This window comes from Flavobacterium sp. CSZ, assembly GCF_015350725.1.
Lineage (GTDB): Bacteria > Bacteroidota > Bacteroidia > Flavobacteriales > Flavobacteriaceae > Flavobacterium.
Genome location: NZ_JADKPQ010000003.1, coordinates 1 through 17,914 on the forward strand (window position 1 = coordinate 1; position 17,914 = coordinate 17,914).

The window sequence follows — 17,914 nt, forward strand, 5'->3', positions numbered from 1 at the left end:
TTTTACTAATGTGAAACAGGGGCTTTTTTTGGTTCGGACAAAGTCTGGTTTTAGACTTTCAAAGAAATCTTAGTAACTTAGCATCTCAGAACCTTAGATATATAGTGAAGGATATTAACTCTTTAACCGTTTGTTTATAAAACGTATAAAGCAAGTTAGATACCTAGAAATACTCTTGAAAATTCGAAACATTTATATAGATTCGAGTAAACGTATACACCATTTTTTAATACTATTTCGCTTAACTTTTCCATAATACATAAATTTGAGTTAGACAATTACTCTCTTGATGGTTCATGTTGTGATGATTCCTCGTTTTGGGATTCATGATGTGGTTTTGAAACTAAATTAGTTACGACAAGCTGTAATAAGGATCCAAATATTCCTTTAAAGACTGAAGTGCTTTTACCCACTACAAATCGTTTTGCGAGATAACCAATCCCTATGCTTATTGCTGATTGTGCCAGATTACTTTTAAATCCTACAGTTTCGTTGATTTCTTCAACTGTGTTTCGGATTAGATTAAGCGGTTTTAAATTGTGCTTAATTTCATCGATTTCGTCTTTTATAGCGCACCATTCTGCGTCCTGTCGAATTTCTAATTCCTGGATCGTCTGATTTAATCCATCAATAGTGTAAATAGTTTCCATAACAGTCTTTTTTAGTTATTAATTAATTTAAATCAGCTTTTGTTTCATCCTTTTTAGTTTCTTTTAAAATACTGGAAATAATCATATTTCCAATTGGTGTTTTAATGATCTTGTGTTGCAGAGTATGCATTACAATTGCAACGATAAGGTAAAAAAGCGCTACGATAAAAAAACCGTAATAATACTCCCCAAGTACTTTACCAAGCCATAAACTAATCCCTATATTAAGGAATAAGGTAAAAAATGCAACAACAGCTCCAACTGCTATTCTTGATGTTAATGTTGATAAAACATCTGCTGCTGCCGATACCGTTTTAAGCTTAATTAATTCTAAGCTAGTTTTGGTATAGTTTTCAGCTTTTTCATAAAGATTTAAGTTCTCGTTTGTTGTTGCATTTGATTCCATGATATAGGGTATTTATGGTTTAAAAATTTCACTCTTTAGTAGTTCGTTTTTACACTTTTTGCTTCATCTTTGATTGTGTTGAAGTCTTCTTTTGCCTGGTTGAATTTTGCTTTTCCTTCTTCGATAATATCTTTACCGTTTGCAGTAATTGTGCTTACAACTCCGTCAAATTTTGTTTTTAAATTATCTCCGTAATCTTTTGATTTATCTTTGATTTTTTTTCTAGTGTTTGACCCTTTGTCCGGTGCAAATAATACTCCTAAAAATGCTCCTGCAGCTGCAGCTCCTAAAATTCCTAAAATTGTGTTACTCGTTTTCATAATATTTGATTTAGTGATTAAAATAATTTTTTATAATGTTGATTTTTAAACTTCTCGACCTTTGATCAGTCTGAATAGTATTGCAATAATTGCAATTACCAGTAATATATGGATGATACTTCCAAGGCTATAAACAAAGAACCCAAGAGCCCAAAGAATAACCAGAATTACCGCGATTGTATATAATAAATTTGACATGGTTTTTATATTAAGGGGTTAATAAAAGTTTTTTTTAGTTTAACTTATATGATAAGTATACAGTTAGGTTGCTGTTTTTAGCGTCTGGAAATGTGTAAGTACCTCCAAAACCATCATTTCTTTCTTTACCTACTTTTGTTAGACCATAGTTGTAACGTACACCAATACTTATTGGGTCAAAGTCTACACCAACACCTGCAGCGATACCGGCATCAAACTTGTTTAAATCGTCTGTGTCTACATTTTCATCAAAAGTAATGTCTCCGTCACCTTTTACTTTAGAACTTACTAAGTATGAAGCGTAACCACCGGCGTGAACGTTAAAATTTTTGGTGATATTTACTCTTACTAATAAAGGAACTTCAATATAGTTTAATTTAAATTTTGCATCTCCTGAAACAAGAGCACTATTATATTCTAATTTTGCCCCTTTTGTAGTAAACAAAATCTCTGGCTGAATAGCGATGAAATCTGAAATAGGTAAAGTGGCATAAACCCCGGCATTGAATCCGTATAATACATTATTGTCGTCTACGTCATCTCCGCTACCGTATAAATTCGACATATTGAATCCTCCCTTTACACCAAACTCGGTATTTACATTATTGTCCTGAGCGTGTAGCATTCCAAATGAAGCTGTTAAAAAAAGTGTTAAGGCGCATAAAAAATTTGATTGCATTTTCATAGTTTAAAATAATTTAGTTAATAATAGATATTTAGGCATTTAATTAATCTCTTTGTTGATCCTCTGCATTTCGCGCAGGATTTGATATTGTTCAGGTAAATATTGTAACACTAATTTTAATATCGTCTTGTCATTTGTTTGTTTGGAAATAGATTCAAACAATCCAATTTGCTCTTTTAATGATTCTGTCATTGAATCCAGATACGCTTTATTAAAATCGGTACTACTTGCATCAATCAGTTCGTATAAATCGAGTTTATTATGTGTCGCATTGATTTCTGTAATAATAATGAGCTTTTTATTGGCCATTTTAGAAACATCCTGCAACAATTGATTCTGATTGATTTCTATTTTTCTACTCCACTCCTGTAAGGTAGAATCTGAACTTTTTTGTTGTGCAATTTGACTTTTTGAAATAATTGATTTTGTTACATTGGCAGTCGCAATAAAAAAAAAGGCTTCTATTTCTTCTTTCTCCGTTTTAGTAAAAGTTTCATTTTTTAGTGATGTTTCTATCGGATTATTTTTCTTGCACGACGTAATGCAAATTATAATTGTCAATAAAAAAATTAGTCTAAAAATTGTCGCTTTTAGTTGGTGCACTGCTATCATTATTACTTCATAAAGTATTACATTACAAAGATGCTAACGAAACAAACATTTCGCTTTACAGCATAAAAACGAATCTTTATATAATTCCCATAATGGGTTTATATAGCTATTTTATCCTTTAATTCTCAGGTGATTATTTAACTAAAGTTTAGAGCAAAAAAAAAAGAAACCACATTTTTTTGTGGTTTCTTTTTATATTTAGGTATGTAATAGATGTAATTTGTTTTCCTACATATTGAGTCTCAGTTTTCAGTTTCAGTTTTGAGCCGCAGTACGTACTCTTATTAATGAGATTTAGTTTTCGGTTTTATATTCACTGAAAAACTGCGGCTGTAAACTTTTTTTAAGACTGTAAACTTTTACTCAGGTAGAAATACTGTAAAAACAGATCCTTTATTAGGAGTACTGTCTGCTATAATATGACCTTTGTGGTTGTCTACTATTTTTTTGCAGATAGCCAGACCAATTCCGGTTCCGGGATAATCTGTTTTAGAATGCAAACGCTGGAATAAAACAAAAATAGTTTCTTTGAACTGAGGATCAAATCCCATTCCGTTATCTGTAAAGGTGATTTTATGGAATTTTTTAATATTAGGTTCTAATAAATCAGGATAATCGGCTGAGTTTACTTTCTCGCTTTCGATCTTAATTTCAGGTGTAATATCAGGCTTGCTGTATTTTAAAGAATTCCCGATAAGGTTAATAAAAAGCTGCTCGATCTGATAAGGTATAACTGCCAGTTTAGGCAATTTCGAAACGGTGATAACAGCATGTTTCTCCTCGATGATTTCAGCCAATTCCGATTCGGCATTTTCAAGCAGTTCGTTCAGGCTTAATTTTATGAATTCCTTTTTGGTTGTATTGGTTCTTGAGAATAAAAGTAAATCATCGATTAACACACGCATTCTTTTGGCCGAAACTTCGATTTTCGAAATATAAGCTTTTGCACTATCAGACATAACAGCTTTATCAGATTCTGGAATTCGCGATACAAAAGTTTGAATTTTTCTTAAAGGTTCCTGCAAATCATGACTTGCAACATGATTGAAAGAAGCTAACTCTTTGTTGCTTTTCTCCAGTTCTCTGTTACGCTCCTGAAGTTCTATATTTAAGAGATGTTCATCGGTAATGTCAAAATTAATTCCCAGTAAAATTTTACTTCCCTGTTGATCCGTCAATAACTTTCCGGTAGATTTAAAATAGCGTATTTCGTAATCCGGTCTTGTAATTTTATAGTATACAAAAGGCAATTGTTTTTTCTCGACAATGCCTTCCATCGATTTTGCTACAGTAGCTTTGTCATCAGGATGCACAAATTCAAGGAAAGTTTCTTTTTCCGGAACAAATGCATTGGGTTCAAAACCCAGTAAACGAAACTGATTGTCTGAATAATCGATTTTATTAGAATCCAGATCCCATTGCCAGGTACTGAATTTGCCGATACTTTCAGATTCGGCCATTAGACCGCTGGAGATCAAAAGTTTTTTATTGTAAATTTTCAATCGTTCAAAGTCACGACTAATTTGTCTGTAGGCCAGTAAAATAAAACTTAACGCTACCAGAAATAAAGAAATAGAAAATAGGGGACTTAATGAGATTTCGGCAGCATAAATTTTGAGTATTTTTGCCAGATAATTTTTCTCGATATCATTCATTTCGTCTACCTGAAAACGAATATTTTCCATCAGGATTCGACCGCCAAACATATGATTGTCGAGTTTTCTCTTATCATATGTTTTGGGATCGCTGTATTTTAAACAATTTTCGAAAGAAACAAAACGCTGAATAATTAGTTTAAATAATTTTTCAAGATTTTTTTGCTGCTTCGGATTATCGGCAGTAAGCTTTTTTAGGGTAATAAACGAAGTATTTACCTTATCGCGCGAATAAATATAAGGCGTTAAAAATCGGGCATTTCGTGTTATAATATAGCCACGCTGCCCCGTTTCAGCATCCTTAATTGCCGACATTAATCGCTCTAATTGAATGTTTATTTCATACGTATGCATTACCACTTTACTGGATTCGTCTAAATCCCGATTGTGTTTGTAAGCAATAGAAGAAAGAAATAACAGAATGAAAACCGCGATTACAAAAATAACTCTCAATGAGTTTGAAGAATTAAAATTTGGTATCCATTTCATTGTATGCTATTATTTTAGTCGAAGCAGGAAATTATCACGATTTAAACCTGATGTATGATAGTGCCAGTTTACTGTCACGACTTCATTGATGATTTTTTTAAGCGTATTAAAATCGCTTGGTTTTTTAATGTAAATATTAGCTCCCTGAATAAAGGTATCTTCTATGTCTTCTTCAGATGATGAAGTAGAATAAATGGCAATAATAATATTTTTAAGATGTTCTGTTTTTTTTATTTCGATCAAACATTCTTTACCTGTTTTTTTAGGCATGTTCAAATCCAGAAATAAAATATCAGGCAGCTTGGTTTCAGGATCCATTAGATGATCCATCAATTGCATTCCGTCATGAACAAAATCCACTTTTGTCTGAATTTTTATTTCTTCGAAAGCATCCTTAAAAAAAAGACGATCATCTTCATCATCATCAGCCAATAAAATGTATAATGCGTTTTTTTGCATTTTAGTATGGTATTATGGGTTTTATTTTAAATTTTCTCTACGTTTCTTAATTATCCTCTGAAAAGCCGATGGCGTAATTCCTGTTGTATTTTTAAACTGCGTACTCAAATGGGCCACACTCGAGTAGTTCAGTAAAAAAGCAATTTCGGTCAAACTCATTTCGTTTATAATAATTAATTGTTTGGCTCTTTCAATTTTTTGTAAAATGATAAAGTTTTCAATAGAAGAGTATGTTACTTCTGAGAAAACATTAGACAAATAACCGTAGCTGTGATTTAATTTCTCAGCTAAAAACACAGAACTTTTATAATTATTGCTGTCTTCCATGAAAACAAGCTCAATTATGGCATCCTTTATTTTTTGAACAAGAACACTTTTCTGATTTTCGACAACTTCGAAACCACAAGGTAGTAAATTATTTTTTAAAGATTCGAGCGCATCAGCATCAAGATTGTCCGCAATTTCAATTTCGCCAAATCCCAGAGTTGTAAAATTTACATTTTGTTGTTCCAGATTTTGTTTCAAAAAAAGTGAGCAAATGGTGTTAATATCGAACTTTATAAATAGTTTCATTTTATAGAAATTTGGTTAAAGATAATTAATTTATTTTTGGTTATAGAGTTTAATGCCTGATAGCGGTTTAGAACAGCGAAAAATTTAAATAAAATTCTCAAAAAAATACCGCCTAATATGTTGTACTAGACGGTATTTATGGTTGATTTAGAAGATCTTACAAATCCGCAATGATTTTGCGAACTTCATCTTTTGTTTTGCCTAATTTTTGTTGAAGTTTTCCGTACATTTCGTCTTCTTTTCCTTCATCATACAATAAATCATCATCTGTTAGGTCTGCATATTGTTGTTTCAATTTTCCTTTCAACTCGTTCCAGTTTCCTTTTATCTCTGTAGTATTCATGATATTTTTTTTAAGTATTAATAGTATTGTAAAATTCGGATTTATGGTTGAGGTCCTTGTTACATGTATTTCTAAAACCTTTTCATAATTCACATTTTGATCTTTTTTAAACCTGATAGCGTCTTAAAACCCACGCCATTTTTTCGTGTTGTTGCAGTAATCCGGTCACAAAATCAGCAGATCCTATATCATTGTTATCTTCTTCAAAAGCCGGGATATAACCTCTAAACTCTGTAACCAGCTGCTCATGGTTTTCTAATAATTCCTCAAGCATATGTTTTTGCGAAGCATATTCTTTTGGAGATTCTTTTAGGGTAGAATTGTCGATGAATTCCTTCATGGTTCCTATAGTTTTTTCTCCAAGCTGGCTAATGCGTTCTGCCACTTCATCTATATTGGCTTCTAAAATTCGGTATTGATCTTCAAACAATTTATGCAACTCCATAAAACTGTTTCCCGAAATATTCCAATGAAATTTTCTGGTTTTTACATAAAGCGTCATTTCATTAGATAAAATAGTGGCTAATATAGTGGCGCTCTTCTTTAAGTTTTTTGGCGTTATTCCGATATGTGGGATCATAATTGTTTGATTTAATGTTCTTTATCAAAAATAGAAAAGAAGCAATTGGCTTTTCTTACATAATTTGTTGAAGATGTTACATGAATTCAATGTTGCGGTAACACGTTTGTAATTCTAAAAGTGTAGTTTTGCCTCCGAATTTATCTAAAAAACCAAATTTTAATGAAAAAAACTTTACTTAGTTTATTACTTATTACCATTACTTTTTCGGCCAAAGCCCAATCTTATTTAGGGTATACGCATGATAATTATGCAGGTATTCAGAGTGTACTTTTCAACCCGGCTTCTATTGCCGATTCTCGTTTTAAAACAGATATTAATATATTTTCTGTTAGCGGATCAGTAGCCAATGATTTGTACGGAGTAAACATTTTTGATACCTATAAAAAAGGATACGATTTTGACAAAGAGTCTAAAATGACTCCAAGAGGTGCCAATAACGGTCTGGCTAATTTCGATATTATGGGACCTTCTTTCATGTTTAATATTGCGCCAAAACATACTATTGCAGTATTTACAAGAGCAAGATCTGTGAGCAACGTAAGAAATATAAACGGAAATCTTGTTGATCAGGTAAAAGACGGTCTGGATCAGGCAAATGATTTTAATTTTAATGCAGGAAATGCCAATGGCGCTTCGAATACCTGGGCAGAACTAGGACTTTCGTATGCGGCAGTTTTATACCAAAAAGACCAACACTTTTTAAAAGGAGGTTTAACCGCCAAATATTTGCAAGGTGGCGTAAACGGATACGTAAAAGGGAACAATGTAAATGTTGCTTATAATGAAAATACAGTAAATCCTGAGCAGGGAACTCTTGTTTCAAGCGGAGAAATTTCTGTGGGAACAAGCCAGGATTTTGAAGCCAACGAAGATTATAAATTTGATTCGAATGCAAACGGATTTGGTTTTGATTTTGGATTGGTTTACGAATGGAGACCGGATTATGATCAGTATGATTTGAGCAGAGCAAAACCGGCAGATAATAATTTTAGAGATTTAAATAAATACAAAGTACGTTTCGGGTTATCGGTTACTGATATTGGATCAATCAATTACAAAAATGCAAGACAGGATACTTATAATGTAAATGGTACCATCACACAGGAAATGATTGATGATGCAGATAATTTCTACGATTTCCTTAACGAACATTATACCAAAACATCTTCAAGAAAAGGGATGAAAACCAATTTGCCAACAGCGCTTCATGCTGATGTAGACTGGAATATACACAGAAAATTCTATTTGAATCTTAACGGAGATATCAATATGGTATCTGCCAATAAAATCAATGGTTACGGAATTGCTGATCGTGTATCGCTTACACCTCGTTACGAAAGCAGATGGTTTAGTTTTTATGTGCCAATGACATATATGGAATACAGCGGAATGCAGGTAGGTTCAGGATTACGAGTGGGAGCATTCTTTATTGGTTCGGGGTCTATCCTGACTAATTTAGTTTCGAAAGAATCAAAAGCAGCTGATTTTCATCTTGGGATAAAAATTCCGGTTTATGAAAAGAAATTCAAAGACACAGACGAAGACGGAGTGATCGACAAAGAAGATGCTTGCAGAAAAGTAGCAGGTCCGGCAGAAAACAAAGGTTGTCCTTGGCCAGATGCAGATAAAGATGGCGTTTTTGATAAAGATGATGCTTGTCCGGATGTAAAAGGCCCGGCAGAAAATAAAGGCTGCCCTTGGAAAGATACTGATGGCGATACACTATTAGATAATGTAGATGCTTGCCCAACAATTGCTGGTCCGGTAGAAAATAAAGGATGTCCATGGCCGGATACTGACGCAGACGGTGTTTTGGACAAAGACGATGCGTGCCCAACCGTTGCAGGTTTAGCAGAAAATAAAGGCTGTCCGGTTCTGGATGCTGACAAAGACGGAGTTTCGGATAATGTTGATGATTGTCCTTTAATTCCTGGCCCGGCTGAAAACAAAGGCTGTCCTAAAGTGACTAAAGCAACTTTAGAGAAACTAAAAGTAGAAGCTAAATCGATCTTTTTCGTTACCGGAAAAGCAACATTAAGCGATGCTAAAAAAGGAGTAACTTCAGGAAGATTAGATGCTATTAAAGAGATTTTGAAAAACTATCCAAACGCTAAATTTGCAATCAACGGACATACAGACAATGTAGGGAATGCAAAAGCAAATCAGAAATTATCTGAGGAGCGAGCAAAAGTGGTTATGGATGCATTAATTGCAAAAGGAGTAAATCCGGATAGTCTAACTTCACAAGGATTTGGAGCTTCAAAACCAGTTGCGTCTAACAAAACTGCTTCTGGAAGAGCACAAAACAGAAGAACAGAAATTGTATACTTAGGTAATTTATAAGCCTAAACTGAATATAAAGCCAAAAAGCCATTCGTAATTGAATGGCTTTTTTTATTTTTGCATACTTCTAAAAAAGAATCACTTTTGATGCATTAGAAGAACTAAAAAAACAAGAATGACAACACAACAACTACACGAACAAATTCTTTTAAAAAAATCATTTTTATGCGTTGGATTAGATCCTGATCTGACCAAAATTCCACCTCATTTATTAGAAACCGAAGATCCTATTTTCGAATTCAATAAAGCTATAATCGATGCTACTCACGATCTTACAGTTGGTTATAAACCTAATACCGCTTTTTTTGAAGCATACGGGATAAAAGGATGGATGTCTTTGCAAAAAACGATCAATTATATCAACGATAATTTCCCTGAAATTTTCACCATTGCCGATGCAAAACGTGGTGATATCGGGAATACTTCGAGCATGTATGCAAAAGCTTTTTTTGAAGATTTGAATTTTGATAGTGTAACCGTTGCGCCTTATATGGGGAAAGATTCCGTTGAGCCATTCTTGGCTTTCGAAAACAAACATACGATCATGTTAGCCCTAACTTCAAACCAAGGTGCTTTCGATTTCCAGACCTTAACTACAAACGGACAAGAATTATACAAACAAGTTTTAGAAACTTCTAAAACATGGAAAAATAGCCACAACCTAATGTATGTGGTTGGCGCTACAAAAGCAGAGTATTTTGCCGATATCAGAAAAATTGTTCCGGATAGTTTCTTACTGGTTCCGGGAATTGGCGCTCAGGGTGGAAGTTTATCAGAAGTATGCAAATACGGAATGAATGATAAAATTGGCTTATTAGTCAACTCGGCAAGAGCGATTATCTACGCCTCAAAAGGAACTGATTTTGCAGAAAAGGCAAGGGAAGAGGCTTTAGCGGTTCAACAGGAAATGGAAAGCATTATTAGTTTAAAGTTTCAGGTTTAAAGTTTTACTTTGAACATAATTTACCACAGAGTTACACAAAGTTTTTCACAAAGATCCACGAAGTTATAAAACAAGGCTTTGCGAAACTCTGTGGTAGAAAAACACCATCCAAGAACTTTAAACCTGAGATAACAAAAACATGAAACAACTCACAGATCAGCTCGGTACTTTACATTCTTTTGAGAAAACCCCAAAAAGAATTATTTCTTTGGTACCTTCTCAAACCGAATTATTATGCGATCTGGGTTTAGAAGAAAAGATCATCGGCATTACCAAGTTTTGTCTACATCCGTATCATTTAAAATCGACTAAGAAGATTGTTGGTGGAACCAAGAAAATTCATTTTGAGAAGATAAAATTATTGCAGCCCGATATTATCATTTGCAATAAAGAAGAAAACACGCCCGAAATTGTCGAGCAATTAAGCACTATTTGTTCGGTTTGGGTAACAAATATTGTTACTATAGAGGATAACTTTCAGATGATTTCAGATTTCGGCCAGCTCTTTAATTGCAGAACCGAATCTCAAAAATGGAATGACAAACTGACTTTCGCTTTAAGCGATTTCAAAAAATATATGGCAGATATTCCGGTACAAAAAGCAGCCTATTTTATCTGGAAGAACCCTTTTATGGTGGCAGGAAAAGATACTTACATCAATGAATTATTAAAACTAAATCATTTCACCAACATCTACGAAGACAAAGGAAGATACCCTGAAATCGAACTCAAAAAAATGCGTATCGAAGGCGATCCGGATATTGTTTTTCTTTCATCAGAACCCTATCCTTTTAAAGAAGAAGATGCTTTTGAAATTGGACGCTTTACACATCACGCCAAAACGATCTTTGTAGACGGCGAAATGTTCTCCTGGCATGGCAGCCGATTATTAAAGGCATTTCCTTATTTTAAGATACTGCATGAAAGACTAAAAAGTTAATTAAATGAACTTCTAAATTCCAAAGGAGAAACATTGGTTTTACTTTTAAACAATTTATTGAACGATTGCGGATATTCAAAACCCAATTGATAAGCCATTTCGCTCACACTTAAAGAAGTAGTGGTAAGTAATTCTTTTGCTTTTTCGATGATCTTATTATGAATATGATGTTGTGTGCTTTGCCCCGTTAAAGAACGTAACATATCACTTAAATAATTAGCAGAAACATTCAATTCTTCTGAAATGTAAGCCACAGTTGGTAATCCGAATTGCTGTACTTTATCACTTTCAAAATAATCAGATAACAATATTTCTAATTTGGTTAAAAGCGTATTGTTGGCAGATTTTCTAGTGATAAACTGGCGGTTGTAGAATCTGTTACAATAATTAAGCAATAATTCGATATGTGAAACCATCACATCCTGACTAAAAGCATCAATAGATGAGCAATATTCATTTTCGATATTTTTCATTATTCCGGTAATCATCACTTGTTCTTTTTCTGAAAGATGCAAAGCTTCACTTACAGCATAAGAAAAGTAACCATAATCTTTAATGTTTTTGGCCAAAGCATAATTCTGAATAAAATCAGGATGAATGACTAACATCGCTCCATAAACGGATGTGTCAACTGAAACTTCTGTAGAAATAACTTGTCCCGGTGACATAAAAGTCATGACCCCTTCATCAAAATCATAGTAATTTTGTCCATATCTCATTTTTCCAGTAAAGCCTTTTTTAATGCAAACGGTATAAAATTCGTAGACAACACTTTTAAGATTGTCATCAAAATGGCAGCTTATCTGACTTAAATCAACAAAACTTATTAAGGGATGTTCCGGTTTTGGAATCTTTAATAAGGAATGCATTTCTGAAATAGAGCGAATTGTATACGGAATGTGGGCTTCTTTTTTCATGATGAAATATATAGAATATTTAAAGAAATATGCAGGTAGTAAAAGCTACTGTAAAGATAAGTTTCTTTTAATGATTTGCTTTGATTGTTATTGGTAAATCTAAAACTTCGCTCAGCAGACGATCATTGTCAGGCTGAGGCGAAGTCAAAGTTTTTATTGATCGATGCCAGCCATATTGGCCTCATCGTATCTTGCACCGGTAATAGTACCAAGAGGAATAATTTTTTCTAAGCGATCTATTTCATCTGTAGTTAGAATCATTTGAGCAGCAGCAATATTTTGTTCAACATATTTTACACGCTTGGTTCCAGGAATTGATAGAATATTTTTTGAAGCAATCCATGATAGCGCTAATTGCGAAGCTGTAATTTGTTTTTCGTTGGCTAATTTCTGTATTTCATTGACCAATTCAATATTTTTCTTAAATTGTTCTCCCTGAAAACGCGGAATAGCTTTTCTGAAATCATTCTTAGGAAAGTCATCGGGACTTTTAATATCACCTGAAATAAAACCTCTTCCGAGTGGAGAATAAGCTACAAATCCAATTTCTAATTCGTTCAGTGTATCTAAAATACCGGACTCTTCAACACTTCTTTCAAACAAAGAATATTCAGTTTGAACAGCAGTTAAAGGGTGAATTTTGTGTGCTCTTCTAATGGTATCTGATGAAACCTCCGATAATCCTATATAACCCACTTTTCCTTCTTTGACCAATTCAGACATTGCAGTAACCGTTTCTTCAATTGGAGTATTAGGATCCAGTCTGTGCAGGTAATACAAATCGATATAATCTGTGCCTAAGTTTTTTAGAGAACGTTCTACCGCTTTTTTAACGTAATCTTTTGTGCCGTTAAATTTCCAGGTTAGTTGCTCATTATCGTCAATTTCATAACCAAATTTAGTAGCAATACTATAAGCATTACGATTCTCCTTTATGGCTTTTGCAATTAATCTTTCGTTGTGTAATGGTCCGTATAAATCTGCAGTGTCCAAAAAGTTTCCTCCCAATTCAAGCGAACGGTGAATGGTAGCGATCGCTTCTTTTTCGTCTGCTTTGCCATAAATATCGGCTCCTGCGATTTGGGTCATTCCCATACAACCTAAACCAATGTTAGGAACAATAAGTCCCTGATTTCCTAATTTAATTCTATTGATAGCATTCATAATTTCGTTTTTAAATTTTAGTTTGAAAATGATAAGACAAAGATCAGTGAGTATTACTTTTTTAAAGTATCTAAATCTCGTGAAGTTGTATCCAAAATGGAGAAGGAGGAAGGTTTAGGTTTCAAGTTTTTGGATTGTTTTTTTTACCACAGAGCAGCACAAAGATTTCACAGAGTTTCACAAAGCTATGCGCAAAAAATAACTCCATGCCTTTGTGAACTCGACAGCTTATTAAAAATAAAAACTCGGTGAAACTCTGTGGTAAAATTATACTCAAAGTAAATCCTTGCGAAACTTTAAACCTGAAATAAAAACTTGACATAAAAAAGAATGCCGGCATCTCGAAGACGCCGGCACTATTTAACTAACCAAAACCAAAATAATAAATAACCAGTTTATTACATTACAAAGATCCGACTTATATCAATCTTATGCTGTTAAGGTCTTGTTATTACTTTGTTGAATATAAGTTAATGTCCAAGTTTTCATTTTGCATATAGTTTTGCAGAAATAAAACTTTAGTTTTTTATGTGAAGCTAACTACAGAATATCGGAAATGGAAGCTTTAAACCTGAAACAAAAAAGATAAGAATTGATATAAAAAAAGAATGCCGGCATCTCGAAGACGCCGGCATCATTTAACTAACCAAAACCAAAATAATAAATAACCAGTTTATTACACTACAAAGATCTAACATATATGAATGTTTAGCTGTTAAGGTTTTGTTATTACTTTGTTGGACATACGTTAAGATTTTTTAATACTGGATTCTGAGCTTTCTGTAGTGCTAAATAACTTTTGATTATTAAAATATAATAACAATCAATTTTGTTTATGAATGTCATAAAGATATCTTCGTATATTTGATAAAATATTAAATATCAGCATTATGGATTCAAACAAAAAATTAACAACTGCAACAGGAACTCCCGTTCCGGACAATCAAAACATACAAACTGCCGGCCCTCGTGGACCCGTTTTATTACAAGATTTTTGGTTTTTAGAAAAAATGGCTCATTTTGACCGCGAGGTAATTCCGGAAAGAAGAATGCATGCCAAAGGTTCTGGAGCTTATGGGACTTTTACTGTAACTCATGATATTACAAAATATACAAGAGCAGATTTGTTTTCGCAAATTGGTAAAAAAACAGAAATGTTTGTACGTTTTTCAACCGTTGCAGGTGAAAGAGGTGCTGCTGACGCCGAAAGAGACATTCGTGGTTTTGCCATGAAATTTTATACCAACGAAGGAAATTGGGATTTGGTAGGTAATAATACACCGGTTTTCTTTTTCCGTGACCCAATGAAGTTTCCAGACTTAAATCACGCAGTAAAACGTGATCCAAAAACCAATTTAAGAAGTGCTGATAACAATTGGGATTTTTGGACTTTATTACCCGAAGCTTTACATCAGGTTACCATTGTAATGAGTGATCGTGGAATTCCCAGATCCTACCGACAAATGCACGGATTCGGAAGTCATACTTTTAGTTTCTTAAATGCTCAAAACGAAAGACATTACGTGAAATTTCACTTTGTATCACAACAAGGAATTGAAAATTTATCTGATGAAGAAGCAGCATTATTAGTAGGTAACGACAGAGAAAGCCACCAAAGAGATTTATTCGATGCTATTGAAGAAGGAAACTTCCCAAAATGGAAAATGTTTGTTCAGATCATGACAGAGGATCAGGCTGCTAATTATCGTTTTCATCCTTTCGATTTGACTAAGGTTTGGTTAAAAGGAGATTTTCCTCTAATTCCCGTTGGAGAATTCGAATTGAATAAAAACCCTGAAAACTATTTTGCTGAGGTAGAACAAGCCGCTTTTAATCCGGCGCACGTACCACCTGGAATTAGTTTCTCACCGGACAAAATGTTACAAGCCCGTTTATTCTCTTACGGAGATGCACACCGTTACCGTTTAGGAGTAAACAATTACCAAATTCCGGTAAACTCATCACGATGTCCTTATAATACTTTCCATAGAGATGGAGCAATGCGCGTAGATGGAAATAACGGAAGCCGTAAACACTACGAGCCTAATAGTTTTGGAGAATGGCAGGAACAACCGGAATTCAAAGAACCGCCATTAAAACTTCATGGTGATGCGTATGCACATAATTTCAGAGACGATGATAATGACTATTTCACCCAGCCAGGTTTATTATTCCGTTTATTAACCGAGGAGAAAAAACAATTATTATTCAAAAATACTGCAGCACAAGTAGGAGGAGCACAAAGATTCATTCAGGTGCGCCACATCAGAAACTGCTACAAAGCCGATCCGGCATACGGAGCAGGTGTAGCAAACGCTTTAGGCCTGACAATGGATGAAGTAAATAATTTTTCTAACCCAAGATTACTAATTGAAGTGAGGTAATTTTTTTGAAGGTTCAAAGTAACAAAGGGACAAAGGTTATCTTTGATATTAAACAGTAGACCCGACAGGTTTTAGACCCTGTCGGGTTTTGTTATTTGATATAAATAAATATTTTTTTATGTAAACTGGACTTCAGTTCAGTTTATTAATAAGGTAGATTCAAAAAAAAATAGTGAAAATCCGTTAAATCAGTCTAACCCACGGGCCAATAATTATACACAAAGCTTTGCGACTTTTAATAAACTCATCAAACACCAAGCATAAAAAAACTTAGCGACCTTTGCGTAACTCTTGGCGTACTTTGCGTTTTAAAAAAAAACTTAGAATCTTAGTGTCTTAGATACTTATTTACTAAGAAAAAACCACCGTCTTATTACTATAAACCATTGTCTTACGTTCGGCATGCAATTTTATAGCACGCGCCAGAACAATACGCTCCAGGTCACGCCCTTTCATAATAAAATCATCAACCGAATGTATATGTGAAACCCTTGCAATATCCTGCTCGATAATTGGCCCTTCGTCTAATTCAGCCGTAACATAATGACTTGTTGCACCAATGATCTTCACACCACGCTTAAAAGCCGAATGATACGGTTTCGCACCCGGAAAAGCAGGCAAAAACGAATGGTGAATATTGATGATTCTATTCTCGTAAAGCGCAATCAAATTTGGAGTGATAATTTGCATATAACGCGCCAAAACAATAAAGTTGATTTGGTACCGCTGCAATAATTCAATTTGTTTCGCTTGGCCTTCTTCCTTATTATCTTTTGTAAAAGGCACACAATGAAACGGAATATCAAATCGTTCTGCAATCGATCTTAAATCGTTATGATTGCTTATAATTACCGGAATTTCAACATTCAGTTCCCCGGCGCTGTAACGTCCTAAAATATCAAAAAGACAATGATCGTATTTCGAGACAAACAAAGCCATTTTTGGTTTCTGTTCCTGATTGTACAAATCCCATGACATATTAAAGTCGGTTGCGATCGTTCTGTCAAAATCAGTTTTTAGGTTTTCAATTGTTATGTTATGATTAGTCAGTTCACATTCCAATCGCATAAAAAATACATTTTGCTCTACATCAACATGCTGATCGATGTAGGTAATATTTCCTTCTACTTTAGCAATAAAAGTAGTCACTGCCGCGATGATTCCTTTTTGGTCTTTACAGTGAATCAGAATGGTTATTTTTTGCATTTCAAGGTTTAGTTTTTTTGTTTAGTTAAAGGCTAAAAGGTTCAAAGTTACAAAGGCTGCTTTGTGCCTTTGAGCCTTAAGGAAAATTATTTTTTATCCTGCATAGCAAATACTTTTTGTAGTAAAGGCGTAGTTCTGGCATTAATATTCGTGCGGATATCTTTTTCTTCAACAGCAATCATTTTAAAAACACCTGCCAAAGCCTGATTCGTTGTATAATCAGTTAAATCAGGATTTACTTTCTTCACGAACGGGATTGTGTTGTATTTATTAATGATATTTTTCCACACCACATCAGCACCCACTTTTTCAAAAGAACTTTTAATCACCGGATTAAACTTGGCGTACAAAGCGGTATTAGTACCCTTTTGTAAATAAGTAGTGGCAGCACTTTCATTGCCTAACAAAATATTTTTAGCATCTGTAAATGACATATTTTTTACAGCCGAAACAAATATCGGAGTCGCTTCTTTTACCGCATCTTCAGCAGCACGATTCATTACTTTTATGCCTTCGTCGGCAAGAGAACCTAAACCTATTTTACGCAAGGTAGCGTCAACTTTTTGTAATTCCTCAGGCATTAAAATTTTTACGGCTTCATTTTTATAAAAACCATCCACAGCGGTCAATTTACTCACTTGCTGCGTAATTCCTTTGTTTAAAGCCTCCTTTAATCCAGACGCAATATCAACGCCACCAACTCCCGAAAGCTGAGTGGATAATTTTGCCAGTTTTTGAGCTAAAGTTTCTTTTACCTGAGCTTGAGAGCTAAGAGACAATAGAAGAGATAGAATTAAAATCTTTTTCATTATTAGTGTTATATATAAGTTTCAAAAATACTACTTATTCAAAAACAAAGCCACAATTTTATTTCAGGAGCACAAACAATTTGTTTTATAAATAACATTCGTCCCGCTCTACGTTGCAATCTTTTGTGCCAAACCCCAGCACAAAAGGATTTCCACTTCCATCGGGGCTCATATTAGAGGTTTTAGTTTTTTTAATACGTGAAGGTTTTACGCATAAAAAAAAGAGATTCAGCCT

At 34.0% G+C, this 17,914-nt stretch carries 19 protein-coding genes; 4 read left to right on the top strand and 15 right to left on the bottom strand.

Annotated features, from left to right (window positions below; genetic code table 11):
- Positions 1-278 precede the first annotated feature (278 nt).
- From IRZ78_RS03995 to IRZ78_RS04045, 11 genes are all read right to left on the bottom strand, one after another.
- The gene (locus IRZ78_RS03995) at positions 279-650 is read right to left on the bottom strand and encodes a hypothetical protein (protein ID WP_194615290.1); all 372 of its coding nucleotides are present in this window, start codon (positions 648-650) and stop codon (positions 279-281) included.
- 22 nt (positions 651-672) lie between these two features.
- Positions 673-1,056, bottom strand: coding sequence for a hypothetical protein (locus tag IRZ78_RS04000; protein WP_194615291.1), 384 nt, complete (start codon positions 1,054-1,056; stop codon positions 673-675).
- A gap of 35 nt (positions 1,057-1,091) precedes the next feature.
- Positions 1,092-1,376, bottom strand: a complete 285-nt coding sequence (locus tag IRZ78_RS04005) for a YtxH domain-containing protein (RefSeq protein WP_194615292.1) — start codon at positions 1,374-1,376, stop codon at positions 1,092-1,094.
- Between the two features lie 45 nt (positions 1,377-1,421).
- On the bottom strand, positions 1,422-1,574 hold the full coding sequence (locus IRZ78_RS04010) for a lmo0937 family membrane protein (protein ID WP_109746162.1): 153 nt from the start codon (positions 1,572-1,574) through the stop codon (positions 1,422-1,424).
- Between the two features lie 34 nt (positions 1,575-1,608).
- On the bottom strand, positions 1,609-2,259 hold the full coding sequence (locus IRZ78_RS04015; protein WP_194615293.1) for a porin family protein: 651 nt from the start codon (positions 2,257-2,259) through the stop codon (positions 1,609-1,611).
- A gap of 39 nt (positions 2,260-2,298) precedes the next feature.
- Positions 2,299-2,820, bottom strand: a complete 522-nt coding sequence (locus tag IRZ78_RS04020; RefSeq protein ID WP_228520362.1) for a DUF4142 domain-containing protein — start codon at positions 2,818-2,820, stop codon at positions 2,299-2,301.
- A gap of 410 nt (positions 2,821-3,230) precedes the next feature.
- Complete coding sequence (locus tag IRZ78_RS04025; RefSeq protein WP_194615295.1) at positions 3,231-5,015, bottom strand: CHASE3 domain-containing protein; 1,785 nt, start codon at positions 5,013-5,015, stop codon at positions 3,231-3,233.
- 9 nt (positions 5,016-5,024) lie between these two features.
- Entirely contained in the window at positions 5,025-5,474 is a 450-nt protein-coding gene (locus tag IRZ78_RS04030; RefSeq protein WP_055098384.1) for a response regulator, read from the bottom strand.
- Between the two features lie 21 nt (positions 5,475-5,495).
- Positions 5,496-6,047, bottom strand: a complete 552-nt coding sequence (locus tag IRZ78_RS04035; RefSeq protein ID WP_173970931.1) for an AraC family transcriptional regulator — start codon at positions 6,045-6,047, stop codon at positions 5,496-5,498.
- A 157-nt stretch (positions 6,048-6,204) separates the two neighbouring features.
- Positions 6,205-6,390: a CsbD family protein gene (locus tag IRZ78_RS04040; RefSeq protein WP_055098382.1), complete on the bottom strand. Its 186-nt coding sequence runs from the start codon at positions 6,388-6,390 to the stop codon at positions 6,205-6,207.
- Between the two features lie 106 nt (positions 6,391-6,496).
- A complete protein-coding gene (locus IRZ78_RS04045; RefSeq protein ID WP_194615296.1) occupies positions 6,497-6,970 on the bottom strand; it encodes a DNA starvation/stationary phase protection protein in 474 nt (157 codons plus the stop codon).
- 162 nt (positions 6,971-7,132) lie between these two features.
- Between IRZ78_RS04045 and IRZ78_RS04050 the strand changes: the two genes are divergently transcribed.
- The 3 genes from IRZ78_RS04050 (at position 7,133) to IRZ78_RS04060 (ending at position 11,199) form a co-directional block, all read left to right on the top strand.
- The gene (locus tag IRZ78_RS04050) at positions 7,133-9,316 is read left to right on the top strand and encodes a DUF5723 family protein (protein WP_194615297.1); all 2,184 of its coding nucleotides are present in this window, start codon (positions 7,133-7,135) and stop codon (positions 9,314-9,316) included.
- Between the two features lie 115 nt (positions 9,317-9,431).
- Positions 9,432-10,259 carry an orotidine-5'-phosphate decarboxylase gene (pyrF, locus tag IRZ78_RS04055; RefSeq protein ID WP_194615298.1) on the top strand — a complete coding sequence of 276 codons (828 nt, stop codon included), beginning with the start codon at positions 9,432-9,434 and terminating at the stop codon, positions 10,257-10,259.
- A 139-nt stretch (positions 10,260-10,398) separates the two neighbouring features.
- The gene (locus IRZ78_RS04060; protein ID WP_194615299.1) at positions 10,399-11,199 is read left to right on the top strand and encodes a helical backbone metal receptor; all 801 of its coding nucleotides are present in this window, start codon (positions 10,399-10,401) and stop codon (positions 11,197-11,199) included.
- Here the strand turns inward: IRZ78_RS04060 and IRZ78_RS04065 are convergent.
- A complete protein-coding gene (locus IRZ78_RS04065; protein WP_194615300.1) occupies positions 11,196-12,116 on the bottom strand; it encodes a helix-turn-helix transcriptional regulator in 921 nt (306 codons plus the stop codon). The two genes, IRZ78_RS04060 and IRZ78_RS04065, sit on opposite strands and share 4 nt — an antisense overlap.
- Before the next feature lie 153 nt (positions 12,117-12,269).
- Positions 12,270-13,280, bottom strand: a complete 1,011-nt coding sequence (locus tag IRZ78_RS04070) for an aldo/keto reductase (RefSeq protein ID WP_194615301.1) — start codon at positions 13,278-13,280, stop codon at positions 12,270-12,272.
- 890 nt (positions 13,281-14,170) lie between these two features.
- Here IRZ78_RS04070 and IRZ78_RS04075 point away from each other — a divergent pair.
- Positions 14,171-15,664: a catalase gene (locus IRZ78_RS04075; protein WP_194615302.1), complete on the top strand. Its 1,494-nt coding sequence runs from the start codon at positions 14,171-14,173 to the stop codon at positions 15,662-15,664.
- Positions 15,665-16,015: 351 nt separating this feature from the next.
- On the opposite strand, the gene purU is transcribed toward IRZ78_RS04075, so the two are convergent.
- Both purU and IRZ78_RS04085 read right to left on the bottom strand, forming a co-directional pair.
- Positions 16,016-16,870, bottom strand: a complete 855-nt coding sequence (gene purU, locus IRZ78_RS04080; RefSeq protein ID WP_194615303.1) for a formyltetrahydrofolate deformylase — start codon at positions 16,868-16,870, stop codon at positions 16,016-16,018.
- A gap of 86 nt (positions 16,871-16,956) precedes the next feature.
- On the bottom strand, positions 16,957-17,679 hold the full coding sequence (locus tag IRZ78_RS04085) for a DUF4197 domain-containing protein (RefSeq protein ID WP_194615304.1): 723 nt from the start codon (positions 17,677-17,679) through the stop codon (positions 16,957-16,959).
- Between the last annotated feature and the right edge of the window lie 235 nt (positions 17,680-17,914).

Bases quoted from the DNA above. Each gene is read 5' to 3' on its own strand.
- IRZ78_RS03995 (WP_194615290.1), bottom strand. From the start codon at position 650: ATGGAAACTATTTACACTATTGATGGATTAAATCAGACGATCCAGGAA.
- IRZ78_RS04000 (WP_194615291.1), bottom strand. From the start codon at position 1,056: ATGGAATCAAATGCAACAACAAACGAGAACTTAAATCTTTATGAAAAA.
- IRZ78_RS04005 (WP_194615292.1), bottom strand. From the start codon at position 1,376: ATGAAAACGAGTAACACAATTTTAGGAATTTTAGGAGCTGCAGCTGCA.
- IRZ78_RS04010 (WP_109746162.1), bottom strand. From the start codon at position 1,574: ATGTCAAATTTATTATATACAATCGCGGTAATTCTGGTTATTCTTTGG.
- IRZ78_RS04015 (WP_194615293.1), bottom strand. From the start codon at position 2,259: ATGAAAATGCAATCAAATTTTTTATGCGCCTTAACACTTTTTTTAACA.
- IRZ78_RS04025 (WP_194615295.1), bottom strand. From the start codon at position 5,015: ATGAAATGGATACCAAATTTTAATTCTTCAAACTCATTGAGAGTTATT.
- IRZ78_RS04030 (WP_055098384.1), bottom strand. From the start codon at position 5,474: ATGCAAAAAAACGCATTATACATTTTATTGGCTGATGATGATGAAGAT.
- IRZ78_RS04035 (WP_173970931.1), bottom strand. From the start codon at position 6,047: ATGAAACTATTTATAAAGTTCGATATTAACACCATTTGCTCACTTTTT.
- IRZ78_RS04040 (WP_055098382.1), bottom strand. From the start codon at position 6,390: ATGAATACTACAGAGATAAAAGGAAACTGGAACGAGTTGAAAGGAAAA.
- IRZ78_RS04045 (WP_194615296.1), bottom strand. From the start codon at position 6,970: ATGATCCCACATATCGGAATAACGCCAAAAAACTTAAAGAAGAGCGCC.
- IRZ78_RS04050 (WP_194615297.1), top strand. From the start codon at position 7,133: ATGAAAAAAACTTTACTTAGTTTATTACTTATTACCATTACTTTTTCG.
- pyrF (WP_194615298.1), top strand. From the start codon at position 9,432: ATGACAACACAACAACTACACGAACAAATTCTTTTAAAAAAATCATTT.
- IRZ78_RS04060 (WP_194615299.1), top strand. From the start codon at position 10,399: ATGAAACAACTCACAGATCAGCTCGGTACTTTACATTCTTTTGAGAAA.
- IRZ78_RS04065 (WP_194615300.1), bottom strand. From the start codon at position 12,116: ATGAAAAAAGAAGCCCACATTCCGTATACAATTCGCTCTATTTCAGAA.
- IRZ78_RS04070 (WP_194615301.1), bottom strand. From the start codon at position 13,280: ATGAATGCTATCAATAGAATTAAATTAGGAAATCAGGGACTTATTGTT.
- IRZ78_RS04075 (WP_194615302.1), top strand. From the start codon at position 14,171: ATGGATTCAAACAAAAAATTAACAACTGCAACAGGAACTCCCGTTCCG.
- purU (WP_194615303.1), bottom strand. From the start codon at position 16,870: ATGCAAAAAATAACCATTCTGATTCACTGTAAAGACCAAAAAGGAATC.
- IRZ78_RS04085 (WP_194615304.1), bottom strand. From the start codon at position 17,679: ATGAAAAAGATTTTAATTCTATCTCTTCTATTGTCTCTTAGCTCTCAA.